Source organism: Streptomyces sp. SID13726 (assembly GCF_010548375.1).
Taxonomy (GTDB): Bacteria; Actinomycetota; Actinomycetes; order Streptomycetales; family Streptomycetaceae; genus Streptomyces.
In genome coordinates this window covers 18,181-36,954 of the sequence record NZ_JAAGLY010000027.1, presented here as the reverse complement: position 1 = coordinate 36,954, position 18,774 = coordinate 18,181, and the positions used below count along the sequence as shown (strand labels likewise).

Sequence of the window (18,774 nt, the reverse complement as noted above, 5' to 3'; positions counted from 1 at the left end):
GGGGTATGTGCCCCGCGGCCAGCGCCAATTGCCTGTAGCGAGGGAGCCTGAGGGGCGCGTCGGGGACGAGAGGACGAGCGCGCGGGCCCGAGGGCCGAGCACGGTCGGGCTCCCGGCCGACGCGAGCGCCCCGGCGGCGATCGAGCCGAAGAAGACGAGACGGAGTGGCACCGGATGCAGCACGCAGTGGGTTCTCCGCTGCCGCCGCCCCATCAGCCGGGGCACGGACCGGCCAACGGCTGGACGCCGGCCGCACACCACCCGGGTCCGCACCAGGGCTCAGCCCCGGTGCCCCCGCCGCCCCCGGCACCGGGCTTCGCCCCGCCTCCGGTCCCGCCCGCGCCGCAGCACTCACCGGCGCCGGTACCGGACACCACCGGCCATGTGCCGCTGCCGCCCGGCGCCCCCGTCGCACCGGCCGCCACCACCACGCCCGACCCCGCGGGCACCACCCTCGCCGTGCTGCTCATCGGTCCGGCGGGCGCCGGTAAGACCAGCGTCGCCAAGTACTGGGCCGACCACCGCCGGGTCCCCACCGCCCACATCAGCCTGGACGACGTGCGCGAGTGGGTCCGCTCGGGCTTCGCCGACCCGCAGTCCGGCTGGAACGACCACTCCGAGGCCCAGTACCGCCTCGCCCGCCGCACCTGCGGATTCGCCGCCCGCAACTTCCTCGCCAACGGCATCTCCTGCATCCTCGACGACGCGGTCTTCCCCGACCGCCCGGTCGTCGGCCTCGGCGGCTGGAAGCGGCACGTGGGCCCGGGACTGCTGCCGGTGGTGCTGCTGCCGGGCCTGGAGATCGTCCTGGAGCGCAACGCCGAACGCTCGGGCAACCGCCGGCTGACCGACGAGGAGGTCGCGCGGATCCACGGGCGGATGGCGGGCTGGTACGGCTCAGGACTGCCGATCATCGACAACTCCCAGCTCGACGTCCCACAGACGGCGAGGGTCCTGGACGACGTCCTGGCGAGGTCGATCGCCAGCCCGCCTAGCTGGTAGCGGGCTGGGCGGGGGCCCGGTAGGCGGTGGGCTCAGTGGGGGAGCGGCGGTCCTGGTGGGTGGTGGGCTCAGCGGGGAAGTGGGCTTGTCGGGTGGTGGGCTCAGCAGGGGGGAGCGGTCTTGACGGGTGGTGGGCTCAGCGAGGGAAGCGGTCTCGGTGGGTGGTGGGCTCAGCGAGGCAAGCCGTCCTGGTGGGTGGCGTGCTCAGCGGATGCGCCGCCGCCGCTGACCCCCACTCGGCCTTCCCCGAACGGCGCCGCACCCGCGGGGCTCCTACGCTCAAGTCATGTCAGAGGTGTACGCCACCCGCAGAGCCCGCCTGAGAGACCGCTGCCAGGCCGGCGGCAGCGAAGCCGCGCTGATCGCGCGCCCCGCCAACGTCCGCTACCTCGCGGGCGCGGCCCCGAGCGGCTCGGTGCTGCTGCTGGGTCCGCGCCAGGACCTGGTGGTCTGCTCCGGCCCACCGGACGACCGCACCTCCCCGTGGCGGCCCGACGAGGCACTCGCACTGCACAACCTGGCCGCGCCGGGCGGTGATCCGGCCGTCGCCGCGGCCGATCTCGCCACCGGGCAGGGCATCGGCTCGCTGGCCGTGGAGGAGCACCACCTCACCGTGGCCCGGCACCGCGCGCTCGCGTCCGTCGCGCCCCGGCTGCGCGTCGCCGACCTCGGCGGCGCCGCCGAGCAGCTCAGAGTGATCAAGGACGAGGAGGAGATCTCCTGCCTCCGCATCGGTGCCGAGATCGCCGACCAGGCCCTGGGCGAACTCCTGGAGTCCATCCTCGTCGGCCGCACCGAGCGGCACCTCGCCCTCGAACTGGAGCGCCGGCTCGTCGACCACGGGGCCGACGGCCCGGCCTTCACGACCTCCGTGGGCACCGGACCGAACTCCGGCCGCCCGGGCCACCGCCCCACCGACCGCCGGGTCGAGGAGGGCGATTTCCTCTCCGTCTGCCTGGGCGCCGCCTACCGCGGCTACCGCTGCGAGATCGGCCGCACCTTCGTCATCGGTACGTCCCCCGCCGACTGGCAGATCGAGCTGTACGACCTCGTCTTCGCCGCCCAGCGCGCCGGACGGGAGTCGCTGGCACCCGGCGCCGCCTACCGTGACGTGGACCGGGCGGCACGTCAGGTGCTGGAGTCCGCGGGCCACCACGAGGGCCTCCCGCCCCGCACCGGACACGGTGTCGGACTCGAAATCGACGAGGACCCGCAGTTGGCCCCCGCGGCCATGGGTAAACTGGACGCTTGCGTGCCGGTCACCGTCGAACCGGGGGTCCACCTCCCGGGACGGGGCGGCGTCCGGATCGATGACACGCTCGTCGTACGCCCCGAGGCGGACGGCGGACCCGAGCTACTCACCATCACGACCAAGGAGCTGCTCGCCCTCTAGGAAGAGGCGTGCGCCGGGGTCGTCCACGTCAGTCCAGGAGATTCCGCAACCGTGGCTTCCACGAACGACCTCAAGAACGGCCTTGTGCTCAAGCTCGAAGGCGGCCAGCTCTGGTCCGTCGTCGAGTTCCAGCACGTCAAGCCCGGCAAGGGCCCGGCCTTCGTGCGCACCAAGCTCAAGAACGTGCTCTCCGGCAAGGTCGTCGACAAGACGTTCAACGCCGGCGTCAAGGTCGAGACGGCCACTGTCGACAAGCGCGACATGCAGTTCTCGTACATGGACGGCGAGTACTTCGTCTTCATGGACATGGAGACCTACGACCAGCTCATGGTCGACCGCAAGGCCGTCGGCGACGCCGCCAACTTCCTGATCGAGGGCTTCACGGCCACCGTCGCGCAGCACGAGGGCGAGGTGCTCTTCGTCGAGCTGCCGGCCGCCGTCGAGCTCGTCATCCAGGAGACCGAGCCGGGCGTCCAGGGCGACCGCTCCACCGGCGGCACCAAGCCCGCCACCCTGGAGACCGGTCACCAGATCCAGGTCCCGCTCTTCATCACCACCGGTGAGAAGATCAAGGTCGACACCCGCACGAGCGACTACCTCGGCCGGGTGAACAGCTAACCGTGGCTGCCCGCAACACGGCCCGCAAGCGCGCCTTCCAGATCCTCTTCGAGGGCGACCAGCGCGGAGTCGACGTCCTGACGGTCCTCGCGGACTGGATCCGGCTGTCCCGGGAGGACACCCGCCAGCCGCCGGTCAGCGAGTACACGATGCAGCTGGTCGAGGGCTACGCCGAGCACGTCAAGCGCATCGACGAGCTGATCGCGCAGTACGCGGTCGGCTGGACGCTGGACCGGATGCCGGTCGTCGACCGCAACATCCTGCGGCTGGGCGCCTACGAGCTGATCTGGGTCGACGAGACCCCGGACGCCGTGGTGCTCGACGAGATGGTGCAGCTGGCCAAGGAGTTCTCCACGGACGATTCGCCGGCGTTCGTCAACGGCCTGCTGGGCCGGTTCAAGGAACTCAAGCCGTCGCTGCGCCGGGACGAGGCGTAGGTCCGCGTCACGACGACGCGCGTTCGCGTCACGACGAGGTACGACCGCGTCATGACGAGGCGCGAGAGACGCGAAACGCCTGAGGGCCCGCAGCGAGAGTGCTGCGGGCCCTCAGGCGTATCCGTACGGCTCGGACCCCTCAGGCCCGCAGAAAGCCGCCGGGGTGGCCGGAACCGTGAAGTTCCGGCCACCCCGGCGGCACGTTTCTGCTGAGACTGGGAGCGGTTCAGCTCTCCTCGTGGGACACCGCGCGACGCGCGTCCGCGTCCAGCACACCCCAGCTGATCAGCTGCTCGGTGAGGACCGAGGGGGACTGGTCGTAGATGACGGCGAGTGTGCGCAGGTCGTCCTGGCGGATCGAGAGCACCTTGCCATTGTAGTCGCCGCGCTGGGACTGGATCGTCGCGGCATAGCGCTGGAGGGGGCCCGCCTTCTCGGCCGGGACGTGGGCCAGCCGCTCCAGGTCCAGGACCAGCTTCGGCGGCGGCTCGGCGGCCCCGCCCGGAGTGGTGCCCGGCAGCAGCTCCTGCACCGGTACGCCGTAGAAATCGGCCAGCTCGGCAAGGCGCTGCACGGTCACCGCGCGGTCGCCACGCTCGTACGAACCGACCACGACCGCCTTCCAGCGTCCCTGGGACTTCTCCTCGACACCGTGGAGGGAAAGGCCCTGCTGGGTGCGGATGGCCCGGAGCTTGGCCCCGAGCTGTTTGGCGTATTCGCTGGACATATAGCTCCCCGGACACTGGATCGACGCGGCCGAGTGGTCCCGAGCCGCGCGTCTGGTAACTCACTGTGAGGTTACGCAGCGTGACTCTTGTGCGTCAAGCCGAATGGTCCACACCGACTCTTCCGTGGCAGCGGTGGCCGATTACGCCAAGGGGGTGATCAGGGACGTCGTCCCGGCCTGCTACGGTGGATGGCGCAAATCCGACGTCCTTTAAGGTCCGTCCCGTGAGGCGGAGAAGGAGGTCCGTTTCGTATGGACAAAGAGCAGGAACCGCAAGCCACGGATGCCCGGCCCGTACTCGAGGGCCCCGACATCGCACGTGTGCTGACCCGTATCGCCCACGAGATCGTCGAGCGCGCCAAGGGCGCCGACGACGTGGTGCTCCTCGGCATCCCGACCCGAGGCGTCTTCCTCGCGCAGCGGCTCGCCGCCAAGCTGGAGGAGATCACCGACCGCAAGATCCCGGTCGGCTCGCTCGACATCACCATGTACCGCGACGACCTGCGCATGCATCCGCCGCGTGCGCTGGCCCGCACCGAGATCCCCGGTGACGGCATCGACGGCCGCCTGGTCGTCCTCGTCGACGACGTGCTCTTCTCCGGCCGGACCATCCGCGCCGCCCTGGACGCCCTGAACGACATCGGGCGCCCGCGCGCGGTGCAGCTCGCGGTCCTCGTCGACCGAGGCCACCGCGAACTGCCCATCCGCGCCGACTACGTCGGCAAGAACCTCCCCACGTCGTTGCGGGAGACGGTCAAGGTCCAGCTCGCCGAGGAGGACGGTCGCGACACCGTGCTGCTCGGTGTGAAGCAGACCCAGTAGCGAGCCCCGGGGCACGCCTCGCGCAGGCGTGCCCACGCTTGCCCGGAATCTCCCTCTGAACTGCCTTACGGAGCCTGACAGATGCAGCGTCATCTCATCTCGGCCGCCGACCTCACCCGCGACGACGCCGTCCTGATCCTCGACACCGCCGAGGAGATGGCCCGGGTCGCCGACCGGCCGATCAAGAAGCTGCCGACCCTGCGCGGCCGCACGATCGTCAACCTCTTCTTCGAGGACTCCACGCGTACGCGTATCTCCTTCGAAGCCGCCGAGAAGCGCCTCTCGGCGGACGTCATCAACTTCACCGCCAAGGGCTCCTCGGTCTCCAAGGGCGAGTCCCTGAAGGACACCGCCCAGACCCTGGAGGCCATGGGCGTCGACGCCGTCGTCATCCGCCACGGTGCCTCCGGGGCGCCGTACCGCCTCGCCACCTCCGGCTGGATCGACGCGGCCGTCATCAACGCCGGAGACGGCACCCACCAGCACCCCACCCAGGCCCTGCTGGACGCCTTCACCATGCGCCGCCGGCTCGTCGGCAGGGACGCCGGGATCGGCCAGGACCTCGCCGGCAAGCGGATCACGCTCGTCGGGGACGTCCTGCACAGCCGGGTCGCGCGCTCCAACGTCGACCTGCTGCACACCCTGGGCGCCGAGGTCACTCTCGTCGCCCCGCCCACCCTGGTGCCGGTCGGTGTCGAGACCTGGCCCTGCGAGGTGTCGTACGACCTCGACAGCACGCTCGCCAAGTCCGACGCGGTGATGATGCTGCGCGTGCAGCGCGAGCGGATGAACGCCGCGTTCTTCCCGACCGAGCGCGAGTACTCCCGGCGCTACGGCCTCGACGGCGACCGCATGGCGCGGATGCCGGAGCACGCCATCGTGATGCACCCCGGCCCGATGGTCCGCGGCATGGAGATCACCGCCGAGGTGGCCGACTCCGACCGCTGCACCGTCGTCGAGCAGGTCGCGAACGGGGTCTCCATCCGGATGGCCGTCCTGTACCTGCTGCTCGGAGGCAACGAGCCCGCCGTCAGCCACACCCGTACCGAGGAGAAGTAAGTCACATGAGCAAGATCCTGATCCGTGGTGCGAAGGTGCTCGGCGGCGAGCCGCAGGACGTCCTGATCGACGGCCCGGTCGTCGAGGCGGTCGGCACCGGCCTCCCGGCGGAGGGCGCCGAGGTCGTCGAGGCGGCCGGCAAGGTGCTCCTGCCGGGCCTGGTCGACCTGCACACGCACCTGCGCGAGCCCGGCCGCGAGGACTCCGAGACCGTACTGACCGGCACGCGCGCGGCGGCCTCCGGTGGCTACACCGCCGTGTTCGCCATGGCCAACACCTTCCCCGTCGCCGACACCGCCGGTGTGGTCGAGCAGGTCTACCGGCTCGGGCAGGAGCACGGCTACTGCGACGTGCAGCCCATCGGGGCCGTCACCGTCGGCCTGGAGGGCAGGAAGCTCGCCGAGCTCGGTGCCATGCACGAGTCCGCGGCCGGGGTGACCGTCTTCTCCGACGACGGCAAGTGCGTCGACGACGCCGTGATCATGCGCCGCGCCCTGGAGTACGTGAAGGCCTTCGGAGGGGTCGTCGCCCAGCACGCGCAGGAGCCGCGGCTGACCGAGGGCGCCCAGATGAACGAGGGGATCGTCTCCGCCGAGCTGGGGCTCGGGGGCTGGCCCGCGGTCGCCGAGGAGTCGATCATCGCCCGGGACGTCCTGCTCGCCGAGCACGTCGGCTCCCGGGTGCACATCTGCCACCTCTCGACCGCAGGGTCCGTCGAGATCGTCCGCTGGGCCAAGTCCCGCGGCATCGACGTCACCGCCGAGGTCACCCCGCACCACCTGCTCCTCACCGACGAGCTGGTGCGGTCGTACAACCCGGTCTACAAGGTGAACCCGCCGCTGCGCACCGAGCGGGACGTGCTCGCCCTGCGCGAGGCGCTCGCCGACGGCACGATCGACATCGTCGCCACCGACCACGCCCCGCACCCGCACGAGGACAAGGACTGCGAGTGGGCCGCGGCCGCCATGGGGATGGTCGGCCTGGAGACCGCGTTGTCAGTGGTGCAGGAGACCATGGTGGAGACGGGCCTGCTGGACTGGGCCGGGGTCGCCGAGCGCATGTCCGCCAAGCCCGCCGAGATCGGGCGGGCGACGGGGCACGGCCGCCCCGTCTCGGCTGGTGAGCCCGCCAACCTCACGCTGGTCGACACGGAATACCGTGGGTCGGTGGACCCCGCGGGCTTCGCCTCGCGCAGCCGCAACACTCCGTACGAGGGGCGTGAGCTGCCGGGCCGTGTCACGCACACCTGGCTCCGGGGCAAGGCCACGCTCGTCGACGGGAAGCTCACGTGACATCTCTGCAGCATCTGACGTACCTCGCCGCCGAGAAGAAGTCGGCCGAGGTCACCGACTGGGCCGCCCGCGTCGGCTGGCTCGTGGGCCTCGCCCTCTTCGTCGCGCTCGTCTACTGGCTGATGCGCGAGGGCTGGAAGTGGCGCGGCACGCTCCAGGGCGACCTGCCCGAGCTGCCCACCGCGCCGGACGACCCCGGCCCGGCGAGACTGGGCATGAGCGGCCGCTACCACGGCTCCACCACCGCCGGGCAGTGGCTCGACCGGATCGTGGCGCACGGCCTCGGCACCCGCAGCCGGGTCGAGCTCACGCTGACGGACGCGGGACTGGACGTCGTGCGCCCCGGCGCGACGGACTTCTTCATCCCGGCCGACGCCCTGCGCGAGGCCGTGCTCGGCAAGGGCATCGCCGGCAAGGTGCTGACCGAGGGCGGGCTCCTCCTCGTGACCTGGGCGCACGGCGAGCGGCTCATCGACTCGGGGTTCCGCTCGGACCACGCGGCCGAGCACACCGAGTGGGTCGACGCCATTAACTCCATGATCAACAAGACGGAAACGGAAGGCGCACGATGACGACCTCCACAAGGGGAGCCACCAAGGCTCCCGCGGTACTCGTCCTGGAGGACGGCCGGATCTTCCGCGGCCGTGCCTACGGGGCCGTGGGGGAGACCTTCGGCGAGGCCGTGTTCTCCACCGGCATGACCGGCTACCAGGAGACCCTGACCGACCCGTCGTACGACCGTCAGATCGTTGTCGCGACCGCCCCGCAGATCGGCAACACCGGCTGGAACGACGAGGACGACGAGTCCCGCCGCATCTGGGTCTCCGGCTACGTGGTGCGCGACCCCGCGCGCGTGCCGTCCAACTGGCGGGCCAAGCGCTCCCTGGACGACGAGCTGGTCGCGCAGGACATCGTCGGGATCTCCGGCATCGACACCCGCGCCCTCACCCGCCATCTGCGCGAGCGTGGCTCGATGCGCTCCGGGATCTTCTCCGGCGAGTCGATCGCCCCCGACACCGAACTCGTCGCGCGCGTGCAGGCTCAGCCGCACATGAAGGGCGCCTCGCTCTACGAAGAGGTCGCCACCAAGGAGACGTACGTCGTCCCCGCGGTCGGCACCAAGAAGTTCACCGTCGCCGCCATCGACCTCGGCATCAAGGGCATGACCCCGCACCGCATGGCCGAGCGCGGCATCGAGGTGCACGTGCTGCCGGCCACGGCCACCGCGGAGGACGTCTACGCGGTCGCCCCCGACGGAGTCTTCTTCTCCAACGGACCCGGTGACCCCGCCACCGCAGACGGCCCGGTCGCGCTGATGACCGCCGTCCTGGAGCGGAAGACGCCCCTGTTCGGCATCTGCTTCGGCAACCAGATCCTCGGCCGCGCGCTCGGCTTCGGCACCTACAAGCTGAAGTACGGCCACCGGGGCATCAACCAGCCCGTGCAGGACCGCACGACCGGCAAGGTCGAGGTCACCGCGCACAACCACGGATTCGCCGTGGACGCACCGCTCGACAAGGTCAGCGAGACGAAGTTCGGCCGCGCCGAGGTCTCCCACGTCTGCCTGAACGACGACGTCGTGGAGGGGCTCCAGCTGCTCGACCAGCCGGCCTTCTCCGTCCAGTACCACCCCGAAGCGGCAGCGGGCCCGCACGACGCCGCCTACCTGTTCGACCGCTTCGTAGCTCTGATGGAGGGCCAGCGTGCCTAAGCGCACCGATATCCAGTCCGTCCTGGTCATCGGCTCCGGCCCGATCGTCATCGGCCAGGCCGCCGAGTTCGACTACTCCGGCACCCAGGCGTGCCGCGTCCTCAAGGCCGAGGGCCTGAGGGTCATCCTGGTCAACTCCAACCCGGCGACGATCATGACCGACCCGGAGATCGCCGACGCGACCTACGTCGAGCCGATCACCCCGGAGTTCGTCGAGAAGATCATCGCCAAGGAGCGGCCCGACGCCCTGCTGCCCACCCTGGGCGGCCAGACGGCCCTCAACACCGCGATCTCGCTGCACGAGGCCGGCACCCTCGACAAGTACGGCGTCGAGCTGATCGGCGCCAACGTCGAGGCCATCAACAAGGGCGAGGACCGCGACCTCTTCAAGGACGTCGTCGAGGAGGTCCGCAAGAAGATCGGGCACGGCGAGTCCGCCCGCTCGGTCATCTGCCACACCATGGAGGACGTCCTCGCCGGCGTCGACACGCTCGGCGGCTACCCGGTCGTCGTGCGCCCCTCCTTCACCATGGGCGGCGCCGGCTCCGGCTTCGCGCACGACGAGGAGGAACTGCGCCGCATCGCCGGACAGGGCCTCACACTCTCGCCGACCACCGAGGTGCTCCTGGAGGAGTCCATCCTCGGCTGGAAGGAGTACGAACTGGAGCTGATGCGCGACAAGCACGACAACGTCGTGGTCGTCTGCTCCATCGAGAACTTCGACCCCATGGGAGTCCACACCGGCGACTCGATCACCGTCGCCCCGTCGATGACGCTCACCGACCGCGAGTACCAGATCCTGCGGGACATCGGCATCGCCGTGATCCGCGAGGTCGGCGTCGACACCGGCGGCTGCAACATCCAGTTCGCGGTCAACCCCGAGGACGGTCGCGTGATCGTCATCGAGATGAACCCGCGCGTCTCCCGGTCCTCGGCACTCGCCTCCAAGGCGACCGGCTTCCCGATCGCCAAGATCGCCGCGAAGCTCGCCGTCGGCTACACGCTCGACGAGATCCCGAACGACATCACCGAGCAGACCCCGGCCTCCTTCGAGCCGACGCTCGACTACGTGGTCGTGAAGGCCCCCCGGTTCGCCTTCGAGAAGTTCCCCTCGGCCGACTCGACGCTCACGACCACCATGAAGTCGGTCGGCGAGGCCATGGCCATCGGCCGCAACTTCACCGAGGCCTTCCAGAAGGCGCTGCGCTCCCTGGAGAAGAAGGGCAGCCAGTTCACCTTCGTGGGTGAGCCCGGTGACAAGACGGCCCTCCTGGAGGAGTCGGTGCGGCCCACCGACGGCCGTATCAACGCCGTCATGCAGGCCATCCGCGCGGGCGCCACGCCCGAGGAGGTCTTCGAGTACACCAAGATCGACCCCTGGTTCGTCGACCAGCTCTTCCTGATCAAGGAGGTCGCCGACGGACTGGCCGCCGCCGAGCGCCTGGACGCCGACCTGCTCGCCGAGGCCAAGCGGCACGGCTTCTCCGACCAGCAGATCGGCGAGATCCGGGGCCTGCGCGAGGACGTGGTGCGCGAGGTGCGGCACGCGCTCGGCGTGCGCCCGGTCTACAAGACCGTCGACACCTGCGCCGCCGAGTTCGCCGCGAAGACGCCGTACTTCTACTCCTCCTACGACGAGGAGAACGAGGTCGCGTCCCGGACCAAGCCCGCGGTGATCATCCTGGGCTCCGGTCCCAACCGCATCGGCCAGGGCATCGAGTTCGACTACTCCTGCGTGCACGCGTCCTTCGCGCTGTCGGACGCCGGGTACGAGACGGTGATGGTCAACTGCAACCCCGAGACCGTCTCCACCGACTACGACACCTCCGACCGGCTCTACTTCGAGCCGCTCACCCTGGAGGACGTCCTGGAGATCGTCCACGCCGAGCAGCAGGCCGGGCCGGTCGCGGGCGTGATCGTGCAGCTCGGCGGGCAGACCCCGCTGGGCCTGTCGCAGGCGCTCAAGGACAACGGCGTCCCGGTCGTCGGCACCCCGCCCGAGGCGATCCACGCCGCCGAGGACCGCGGCGCCTTCGGCCAGGTCCTCGCCGAGGCGGGCCTCCCGGCCCCCAAGCACGGCACCGCGACCACCTTCGCCAGCGCCAAGGCCATCGCGGACGAGATCGGCTACCCGGTCCTCGTCCGGCCCTCGTACGTCCTCGGCGGGCGCGGCATGGAGATCGTCTACGACGAGACCCGGCTGGAGTCCTACATCGCCGAGTCGACCGAGATCAGCCCCTCCCGGCCGGTCCTCGTCGACCGCTTCCTGGACGACGCGATCGAGATCGACGTGGACGCGCTCTACGACGGCCAGGAGCTGTACCTCGGCGGTGTGATGGAGCACATCGAGGAGGCCGGCATCCACTCCGGCGACTCGGCGTGCGCGCTGCCGCCGATCACCCTCGGCGGCCACGACATCAAGCGGCTGCGGGCCTCCACCGAGGCCATCGCGCGCGGGGTGGGCGTCCGGGGCCTGATCAACATCCAGTTCGCGATGGCCGGCGACATCCTCTACGTCCTGGAGGCCAACCCGCGCGCGTCCCGCACCGTCCCCTTCACCTCGAAGGCGACCGCAGTGCCGCTCGCCAAGGCCGCCGCCCGGATCTCGCTGGGCGCGACCGTCGCCGAGCTGCGGACCGAGGGGCTGCTGCCGGCCAACGGCGACGGCGGCGAGCTGCCGTTCGACGCGCCGATCTCCGTCAAGGAGGCCGTCATGCCGTGGTCGCGCTTCCGCGACATCCACGGCCGCGGCGTCGACACCGTGCTCGGCCCGGAGATGCGCTCCACCGGCGAGGTCATGGGCATCGACTCCGTCTTCGGCACGGCGTACGCCAAGTCGCAGGCGGGCGCCTACGGCCCGCTGCCGACCAAGGGCCGCGCGTTCATCTCGGTCGCCAACCGCGACAAGCGCTCGATGATCTTCCCGGCGCGCGAGCTGGTCGCCCACGGCTTCGAGCTGCTCGCCACCTCCGGCACCGCCGAGGTCCTCAAGCGCAACGGCATCAACGCCACGATCGTGCGCAAGCTCAGCGAGGGCGAGGGCCCGGCGGGTGAGAAGACCATCGTCCAGCTCATCCACGACGGCGAGGTCGACCTCATCGTCAACACCCCGTACGGCACCGGCGGCCGCCTCGACGGCTACGAGATCCGTACGGCGGCCGTGGCGCGGTCGGTCCCGTGTCTGACGACGGTCCAGGCGCTCGCCGCCGCCGTCCAGGGCATCGACGCCCTCAACCACGGGGACGTGGGAGTCCGTTCGCTCCAGGAACACGCGGAACATCTGACCGCCGCCCGCGACTAGCAGCCCTGAGGGGGACACCGGAAACGGTGTCCCCCTCTTCGTGAGGACACCTTGTCTTCGTGAGGACACCATGTACAAGATCTTCTTCAACCTCGTCTTCAAGCGGATGGACCCGGAGCGGGCCCATCACCTGGCCTTCCGCTGGATCCGGCTCGCCGCCCGCGTCCCCGTGCTGCGCACCTTCGTCGCGGCGGCCCTGGCGCCCCGCCACAAGGAGCTGCGCACCGAGGCCTTCGGCCTGCGCATGCACGGCCCCTTCGGGCTCGCCGCGGGATTCGACAAGAACGCCGTCGCGATCGACGGCATGACCATGCTCGGCTTCGACCACGTCGAGATCGGCACGGTCACCGGGGAGGCTCAGCCGGGCAACCCCAGGAAGCGGCTCTTCCGCCTCGTGAAGGACCGTGCGCTCATCAACCGCATGGGCTTCAACAACGACGGCTCGCTGGCCGTGGCGGCCCGTCTGGCGTCCCGTGAGCCGGTCTTCAGGACGGTCGTGGGCGTCAACATCGGCAAGACCAAGGTCGTGCCGGAGGAGGAGGCCGTCGGCGACTACGTGAAGTCCGCCGAGCGGCTCGCGCCGTACGCCGACTACCTGGTCGTCAACGTCTCCTCGCCCAACACGCCCGGCCTGCGCAACCTCCAGGCGGTCGACCACCTGCGCCCGCTCCTGACCGCCGTCCGCGAGGCCGCCGACCGGATCGTCGCCCACCGCCACGTCCCGCTCCTGGTGAAGATCGCGCCCGACCTCGCCGACGAGGACATCGACTCCGTGGCCGACCTGGCCGTCGAACTCGGCCTGGACGGGATCATCGCCACGAACACCACGATCGCGCGCGAGGGCCTGGCCTCGGAGCCCTCGCTGGTGAAGGAGACGGGCGGGCTCTCCGGGGCACCCCTCAAGGAGCGCTCCCTGGAGGTCCTGAGGCGCCTGTACGCGCGCGTGGGCGACCGGATCACCCTGGTGGGCGTCGGCGGCGTCGAGAACGCCGAGGACGCCTGGCAGCGCATCCTGGCGGGTGCCACGCTGGTCCAGGGCTACAGCGCGTTCATCTACGAAGGCCCCTTCTGGTCCCGCGCCCTCCACAAGGGCCTCGCCGCGCGCCTGCGCACGAGCCCGTACGCCACCCTCGCCGACGCGGTCGGCGCCGACGTGAGGAAGACGGCATGACCTCGTACGAGCCCTTCGGCGCCCGGCTGCGGCGTGCCATGGACGAGCGCGGCCCGCTCTGCGTCGGCATCGACCCGCACGCCTCGCTGCTCACCGAGTGGGGCCTGAACGACGACGTGGCCGGTCTGGAGCGGTTCAGCCGCACGGTCGTCGAGGCGCTGTCCGACCGGGTCGCCGTCTTCAAGCCGCAGAGCGCGTTCTTCGAGCGCTTCGGCTCGCGCGGGGTCGCCGTACTGGAGAAGACCGTCGAGGAGGCGCGGTCGGCCGGTGCGCTGGTCCTCATGGACGCCAAGCGCGGTGACATCGGTTCGACCATGGCCGCGTACGCCGAGGCGTTCCTGCGCAAGGACTCCCCGCTGTTCTCGGACGCGCTGACCGTGTCGCCGTATCTCGGCTACGGCTCGCTGTCGCCGGCGATCGCCCTCGCGCGCGAGAACGGCGCGGGTCTGTTCGTGCTCGCCCTCACGTCCAACCCCGAGGGCGGTGAGGTCCAGCACGCGGTCCGCGCGGACGGGCGGAACGTCGGAGCGACGATGCTGGCCCATCTGGCCGCCGAGAACACCGGGGAGGAGCCCCTGGGGTCCTTCGGGGCCGTAGTAGGGGCCACGCTCGGCGATCTGTCGTCGTACGATCTGGACATCAACGGTCCGCTCCTCGCGCCCGGCGTGGGCGCCCAGGGGGCCACTCCGGCCGATCTTCCCGGGGTCTTCGGGGCGGCGATCCGCAATGTCGTGCCGAACGTCAGCCGGGGGGTGCTGCGGCACGGGCCCGACGTCGGCGCGCTGCGGGCGTCCGCCGAGCGGTTCGCGGAGGAGATCCGGACCGCCTCGGCGACCGGATAGGAGATCGAGCGACGCGCGTGCGACGACCGTGCGAGGTGTTCGTGACGGTCGTCATGGGTCTTCGTGACGGTCGTCGCGGGTGTTCGACGCGGTCGTTCGAGTCCTCCGACGAGTGGTTCGAGGCCCGCTTGAGTCTGAATACATCCTCAAATCCGGGGCAGTATGTCTGAAATGTCCGGCCTGACGGAGGCTGACCAGGACTTTTCCGCTGTTCTCGCTGACTCTGGCGCGCTTGGCCGCTAGTCTCCGACGCAGAGTGAACGGGCAAGCGTGTTGCTCGTAGCTCCCCAGGTGTGGGGCGACTAGGTTCCTCACCGGTCCGTATCCGACAGTTCGACATCCGAGGTGACGTAGGCGTGGCTCTTCCGCCCCTTACCCCTGAACAGCGCGCAGCCGCGCTCGAAAAGGCCGCCGCGGCTCGCCGGGAGCGGGCCGAGGTCAAGAATCGACTCAAGCACTCCGGCGCCTCCCTGCACGAGGTCATCAAGCAGGGCCAGGAGAACGACGTCATCGGCAAGATGAAGGTCTCCGCGCTGCTCGAGTCCCTGCCGGGCGTGGGCAAGGTCCGCGCCAAGCAGATCATGGAGCGACTGGGCATCTCCGAGAGCCGTCGTGTACGCGGCCTCGGTTCCAACCAGATCGCTTCCCTGGAGCGTGAGTTCGGCAGCACCGGTTCCTGAACCGGATGCTCTCCGGACGGGGAGTCCCGGGCACTCCGGGATTGCTGGAATAATCGCTGCATGGCTGCAACATTCCGGGGGACGACCCCCGAGCCCCCGGACGTACGTCCGCGGCTGACCGTGCTCTCCGGCCCCTCAGGGGTCGGCAAGAGCACGGTCGTCGCTCATATGCGCAAGGAACACCCCGAGGTCTGGCTCTCGGTGTCGGCGACGACCCGCAGGCCACGCCCCGGTGAGAAGCACGGAGTCCAGTACTTCTTCGTCACCGACGAGGAGATGGACAAGCTGATCGCCAACGGCGAGCTGCTGGAGTGGGCCGAGTTCGCCGGCAACCGCTACGGCACGCCGCGTGCGGCCGTGATCGAGCGGCTCGACCGGGGCGAGCCCGTGCTCCTTGAGATCGACCTGCAGGGCGCGCGGCTGGTCCGCGAGTCCATGCCGGAGGCGCAGCTGGTCTTCCTGGCCCCGCCGAGCTGGGAGGAGCTGGTGCGCCGGCTCACCGGTCGGGGCACCGAATCCAAGGAGGTCATCGAGCGCCGTCTCGAGGCCGCCAAGGTCGAGCTGGCCGCCGAGGCCGAGTTCGACACGACCCTGGTCAACACCTCCGTCGAGGACGTAGCACGTGAGCTGCTAGCCTTGATGGAAGTTGTCTGATCTTTTATCCCACTTCGGAAGGTAGAGCGTGTCCTCTTCCATCTCCGCGCCCGAGGGCATCATCAACCCGCCGATCGACGAGCTCCTCGAGGCCACCGACTCGAAGTACAGCCTCGTGATCTACGCGGCCAAGCGGGCCCGCCAGATCAACGCGTACTACTCGCAGCTCGGCGAGGGCCTGCTTGAGTACGTCGGTCCGCTGGTGGACACCCACGTCCACGAGAAGCCGCTCTCGATCGCCCTCCGCGAGATCAACGCGGGTCTGCTGACGTCCGAGGCCATCGAGGGTCCGGCGCAGTAGTAGTACTTTCAGCTTTTCGCTGACTTATCCACAGGCCCGGCAGCGCGACTGTCGGGCCTGTGGTGTGTGATGGAGCCGTAGCTTCGACGAGTGGGAGGAGGCCCGGTGGACAAGCCGAGGGTCGTTCTGGGGGTCAGCGGCGGCATCGCCGCGTACAAGGCGTGTGAGCTGCTGCGCAGACTGACCGAGTCGGGCCATGACGTCCGCGTGGTGCCCACCGCCTCCGCCCTCCACTTCGTCGGCGCGGCCACATGGTCCGCCCTCTCCGGCAAGCCGGTCTCGACCGAGGTCTGGGACGGCGTCCACGAGGTCCCGCACGTCCGCATCGGGCAACACGCCGACCTGGTCGTCGTCGCCCCGGCCACCGCCGACATGCTCGCCAAGGCCGCCCACGGCCTCGCGGACGACCTGCTCACCAACACCCTCCTCACCGCCCGCTGCCCGGTCCTCTTCGCGCCCGCCATGCACACGGAGATGTGGGAACACCCGGCCACCCAGGAGAACGTGGCGACGCTGCGCCGCCGCGGCGCCGTCGTCATCGAACCGGCCGTCGGCCGGCTGACCGGCGTCGACACCGGCAAGGGGCGGCTGCCTGACCCGGCGGAGATCTTCGAGGTCTGCCGCCGTGTACTGGCCAGGGGAGTACGGGAGCCCGACCTCGCCGGGCGGCACGTCGTCGTCAGCGCGGGCGGCACCCGCGAGCCCCTCGACCCGGTCCGCTTCCTCGGCAACCGCTCCTCCGGCAAGCAGGGTTACGCCCTCGCCCGCACCGCCGCCGCGCGCGGGGCCCGGGTCACGCTCGTCTCGGCGAACACCGGGCTGCCGGACCCGGCAGGCGTGGACGTCGTGCCCGTCGGGACGGCCGTACAACTGCGCGAGGCGGTTCTGAAGGCGGCCGCGGACGCCGACGCGGTCGTCATGGCCGCGGCGGTCGCGGACTTCCGCCCGCAGACGTACGCCGCCGGGAAGATCAAGAAGAAGGACGACCAGGAGCCCGAGCCCATCGCCCTGGTGCGGAATCCGGACATCCTCGCCGAGATCTCTGCCGACCGCGCCCGCGCCGGCCAGGTGATAGTCGGCTTCGCCGCCGAGACCGACGACGTCCTGGCCAACGGCCGTACGAAGCTGGCGCGCAAGGGCTGCGACCTGCTCGTCGTCAACGAGGTGGGCGAGCGTAAGACCTTCGGGTCCGAGGAGAACGAAGCGGTGGTGCTGGGCGCCGACGGCAGCGAGACGCCGGTGCCGTACGGGCCCAAGGAAGCCCTGGCCGAAATCGTCTGGGACCTGGTGACGCGGCGGCTCGACTGACTGTTTCATTCGCTTCTCGGTCACCTCGGACCTCTGCCGTGGAGGCGTGGCGCCCCTGGTCAAGCCCACCAGGAATTGGGCACAATGCCCGTGCCGCAGGTCACAGCCCTCCCGAGTGACGAGACAGGGGGGCCGGTGGCCGAGCACGACCGATAAACTGTTCTCGGACGGCGCCGGGCGCAGCCCCCGAGCCCGTCCGCCAATGATCAGCCAGCAGCCGCTGCAACCCCAGGGAGCGTTGTGTCCCGTCGTCTGTTCACCTCGGAGTCCGTGACCGAGGGCCACCCCGACAAGATCGCTGACCAGATCAGTGACACCATCCTCGACGCGCTCCTCAAGGAGGACCCGACCTCCCGGGTAGCCGTCGAGACCCTGATCACCACGGGTCTTGTGCACGTGGCCGGTGAGGTCACCACCAAGACCTACGCGCCGATCGCCCAGCTGGTGCGCGAGAAGATCCTCGAGATCGGCTACGACTCCTCCAAGAAGGGCTTCGACGGCGCCTCCTGCGGCGTCTCGGTGTCGATCGGCGCGCAGTCCCCGGACATCGCGCAGGGCGTCGACACCGCCTATGAGAAGCGGGTCGAGGGCGACGAGGACGAGCTCGACAAGCAGGGCGCGGGCGACCAGGGCCTCATGTTCGGTTACGCGACCGACGAGACCCCGACCCTGATGCCGCTGCCGATCTTCCTGGCGCACCGCCTCGCGAAGCGCCTGTCCGAGGTCCGCAAGAACGGCACCATCCCCTACCTGCGCCCCGACGGCAAGACGCAGGTCACCATCGAGTACGACGGCGACAAGGCCGTCCGTCTCGACACGGTCGTGGTCTCCTCGCAGCACGCGTCCGACATCGACCTGGAGTCCCTGCTGGCCCCCGATATCCGCGAGTTCGTCGTGGAGCCGGAGCTCAAGGCGCTCCTGGACGAGGGCATCAAGCTGGACACGGACAACTACCGTCTCCTGGTCAACCCGACCGGCCGCTTCGAGATCGGCGGCCCGATGGGCGACGCCGGCCTCACGGGTCGCAAGATCATCATCGACACCTACGGCGGCTACGCCCGCCACGGCGGCGGCGCCTTCTCCGGCAAGGACCCGTCCAAGGTGGACCGCTCGGCGGCGTACGCGATGCGCTGGGTCGCCAAGAACGTCGTCGCCGCGGGTCTCGCGTCCCGCTGCGAGGTCCAGGTCGCATACGCCATCGGCAAGGCCGAGCCGGTCGGTCTCTTCGTGGAGACCTTCGGCACGGCCAAGGTCGACACCGACCGGATCGAGAAGGCGATCGACGAGGTCTTCGACCTCCGCCCGGCCGCGATCATCCGCGACCTCGACCTGCTGCGCCCGATCTACTCCCTGACGGCGGCGTACGGCCACTTCGGCCGGGAGCTGCCCGAGTTCACGTGGGAGAAGACGGACCGGGTGGAGGCGCTGCGGAAGGCTGCGGGGCTGTAGGTCCTTC

Annotated in this window: 18 protein-coding genes; 17 read left to right on the top strand and 1 reads right to left on the bottom strand. The window is 70.2% G+C overall.

Annotated features, from left to right (window positions below; genetic code table 11):
* The first annotated feature begins 174 nt into the window (after positions 1-174).
* From G3I78_RS40205 to nusB, 4 genes are all read left to right on the top strand, one after another.
* Positions 175-1,002: a Pro-rich N-terminal domain-containing protein gene (locus tag G3I78_RS40205; protein ID WP_164434209.1), complete on the top strand. Its 828-nt coding sequence runs from the start codon at positions 175-177 to the stop codon at positions 1,000-1,002.
* A gap of 286 nt (positions 1,003-1,288) precedes the next feature.
* Positions 1,289-2,395 (top strand): aminopeptidase P family protein, encoded by a 1,107-nt coding sequence (locus tag G3I78_RS40200; RefSeq protein WP_164434207.1) that lies wholly within the window; start codon positions 1,289-1,291, stop codon positions 2,393-2,395.
* Positions 2,396-2,446: 51 nt separating this feature from the next.
* Positions 2,447-3,013, top strand: a complete 567-nt coding sequence (gene efp, locus G3I78_RS40195; protein ID WP_033532566.1) for an elongation factor P — start codon at positions 2,447-2,449, stop codon at positions 3,011-3,013.
* A gap of 2 nt (positions 3,014-3,015) precedes the next feature.
* Positions 3,016-3,450 carry a transcription antitermination factor NusB gene (nusB, locus tag G3I78_RS40190; RefSeq protein ID WP_164434205.1) on the top strand — a complete coding sequence of 145 codons (435 nt, stop codon included), beginning with the start codon at positions 3,016-3,018 and terminating at the stop codon, positions 3,448-3,450.
* 226 nt (positions 3,451-3,676) lie between these two features.
* On the opposite strand, the gene bldD is transcribed toward nusB, so the two are convergent.
* Positions 3,677-4,177 (bottom strand): transcriptional regulator BldD, encoded by a 501-nt coding sequence (gene bldD, locus G3I78_RS40185; protein ID WP_003956405.1) that lies wholly within the window; start codon positions 4,175-4,177, stop codon positions 3,677-3,679.
* Positions 4,178-4,429: 252 nt separating this feature from the next.
* Between bldD and pyrR the strand changes: the two genes are divergently transcribed.
* From pyrR to metK, 13 genes are all read left to right on the top strand, one after another.
* On the top strand, positions 4,430-4,999 hold the full coding sequence (gene pyrR / locus G3I78_RS40180; RefSeq protein WP_164434203.1) for a bifunctional pyr operon transcriptional regulator/uracil phosphoribosyltransferase PyrR: 570 nt from the start codon (positions 4,430-4,432) through the stop codon (positions 4,997-4,999).
* 81 nt (positions 5,000-5,080) lie between these two features.
* On the top strand, positions 5,081-6,058 hold the full coding sequence (locus tag G3I78_RS40175) for an aspartate carbamoyltransferase catalytic subunit (protein ID WP_164434201.1): 978 nt from the start codon (positions 5,081-5,083) through the stop codon (positions 6,056-6,058).
* A 5-nt stretch (positions 6,059-6,063) separates the two neighbouring features.
* Positions 6,064-7,350 (top strand): dihydroorotase, encoded by a 1,287-nt coding sequence (locus tag G3I78_RS40170; protein WP_164434199.1) that lies wholly within the window; start codon positions 6,064-6,066, stop codon positions 7,348-7,350.
* Positions 7,347-7,922: a hypothetical protein gene (locus G3I78_RS40165; RefSeq protein ID WP_164434197.1), complete on the top strand. Its 576-nt coding sequence runs from the start codon at positions 7,347-7,349 to the stop codon at positions 7,920-7,922. The genes G3I78_RS40170 and G3I78_RS40165 overlap by 4 nt, the downstream gene beginning before the upstream one ends.
* Complete coding sequence (gene carA, locus G3I78_RS40160; protein ID WP_164434194.1) at positions 7,919-9,061, top strand: glutamine-hydrolyzing carbamoyl-phosphate synthase small subunit; 1,143 nt, start codon at positions 7,919-7,921, stop codon at positions 9,059-9,061. The genes G3I78_RS40165 and carA overlap by 4 nt, the downstream gene beginning before the upstream one ends.
* Complete coding sequence (gene carB / locus G3I78_RS40155; RefSeq protein ID WP_164434192.1) at positions 9,054-12,362, top strand: carbamoyl-phosphate synthase large subunit; 3,309 nt, start codon at positions 9,054-9,056, stop codon at positions 12,360-12,362. Before carA ends, carB begins: the two co-directional genes overlap by 8 nt.
* Positions 12,363-12,432: 70 nt before the next feature.
* A complete protein-coding gene (locus G3I78_RS40150; protein ID WP_164434184.1) occupies positions 12,433-13,533 on the top strand; it encodes a quinone-dependent dihydroorotate dehydrogenase in 1,101 nt (366 codons plus the stop codon).
* Positions 13,530-14,375 (top strand): orotidine-5'-phosphate decarboxylase, encoded by an 846-nt coding sequence (pyrF, locus tag G3I78_RS40145; RefSeq protein ID WP_164434182.1) that lies wholly within the window; start codon positions 13,530-13,532, stop codon positions 14,373-14,375. The genes G3I78_RS40150 and pyrF overlap by 4 nt, the downstream gene beginning before the upstream one ends.
* A gap of 356 nt (positions 14,376-14,731) precedes the next feature.
* A complete protein-coding gene (locus tag G3I78_RS40140) occupies positions 14,732-15,055 on the top strand; it encodes an integration host factor (protein WP_003977346.1) in 324 nt (107 codons plus the stop codon).
* A 60-nt stretch (positions 15,056-15,115) separates the two neighbouring features.
* A complete protein-coding gene (gene gmk, locus G3I78_RS40135) occupies positions 15,116-15,709 on the top strand; it encodes a guanylate kinase (RefSeq protein WP_164434180.1) in 594 nt (197 codons plus the stop codon).
* Between the two features lie 28 nt (positions 15,710-15,737).
* Complete coding sequence (rpoZ, locus tag G3I78_RS40130; RefSeq protein ID WP_003977348.1) at positions 15,738-16,010, top strand: DNA-directed RNA polymerase subunit omega; 273 nt, start codon at positions 15,738-15,740, stop codon at positions 16,008-16,010.
* Between the two features lie 105 nt (positions 16,011-16,115).
* The gene (gene coaBC, locus G3I78_RS40125) at positions 16,116-17,318 is read left to right on the top strand and encodes a bifunctional phosphopantothenoylcysteine decarboxylase/phosphopantothenate--cysteine ligase CoaBC (protein ID WP_164434178.1); all 1,203 of its coding nucleotides are present in this window, start codon (positions 16,116-16,118) and stop codon (positions 17,316-17,318) included.
* A gap of 240 nt (positions 17,319-17,558) precedes the next feature.
* Positions 17,559-18,767 carry a methionine adenosyltransferase gene (metK, locus tag G3I78_RS40120; RefSeq protein WP_164434176.1) on the top strand — a complete coding sequence of 403 codons (1,209 nt, stop codon included), beginning with the start codon at positions 17,559-17,561 and terminating at the stop codon, positions 18,765-18,767.
* Positions 18,768-18,774 lie beyond the last annotated feature (7 nt).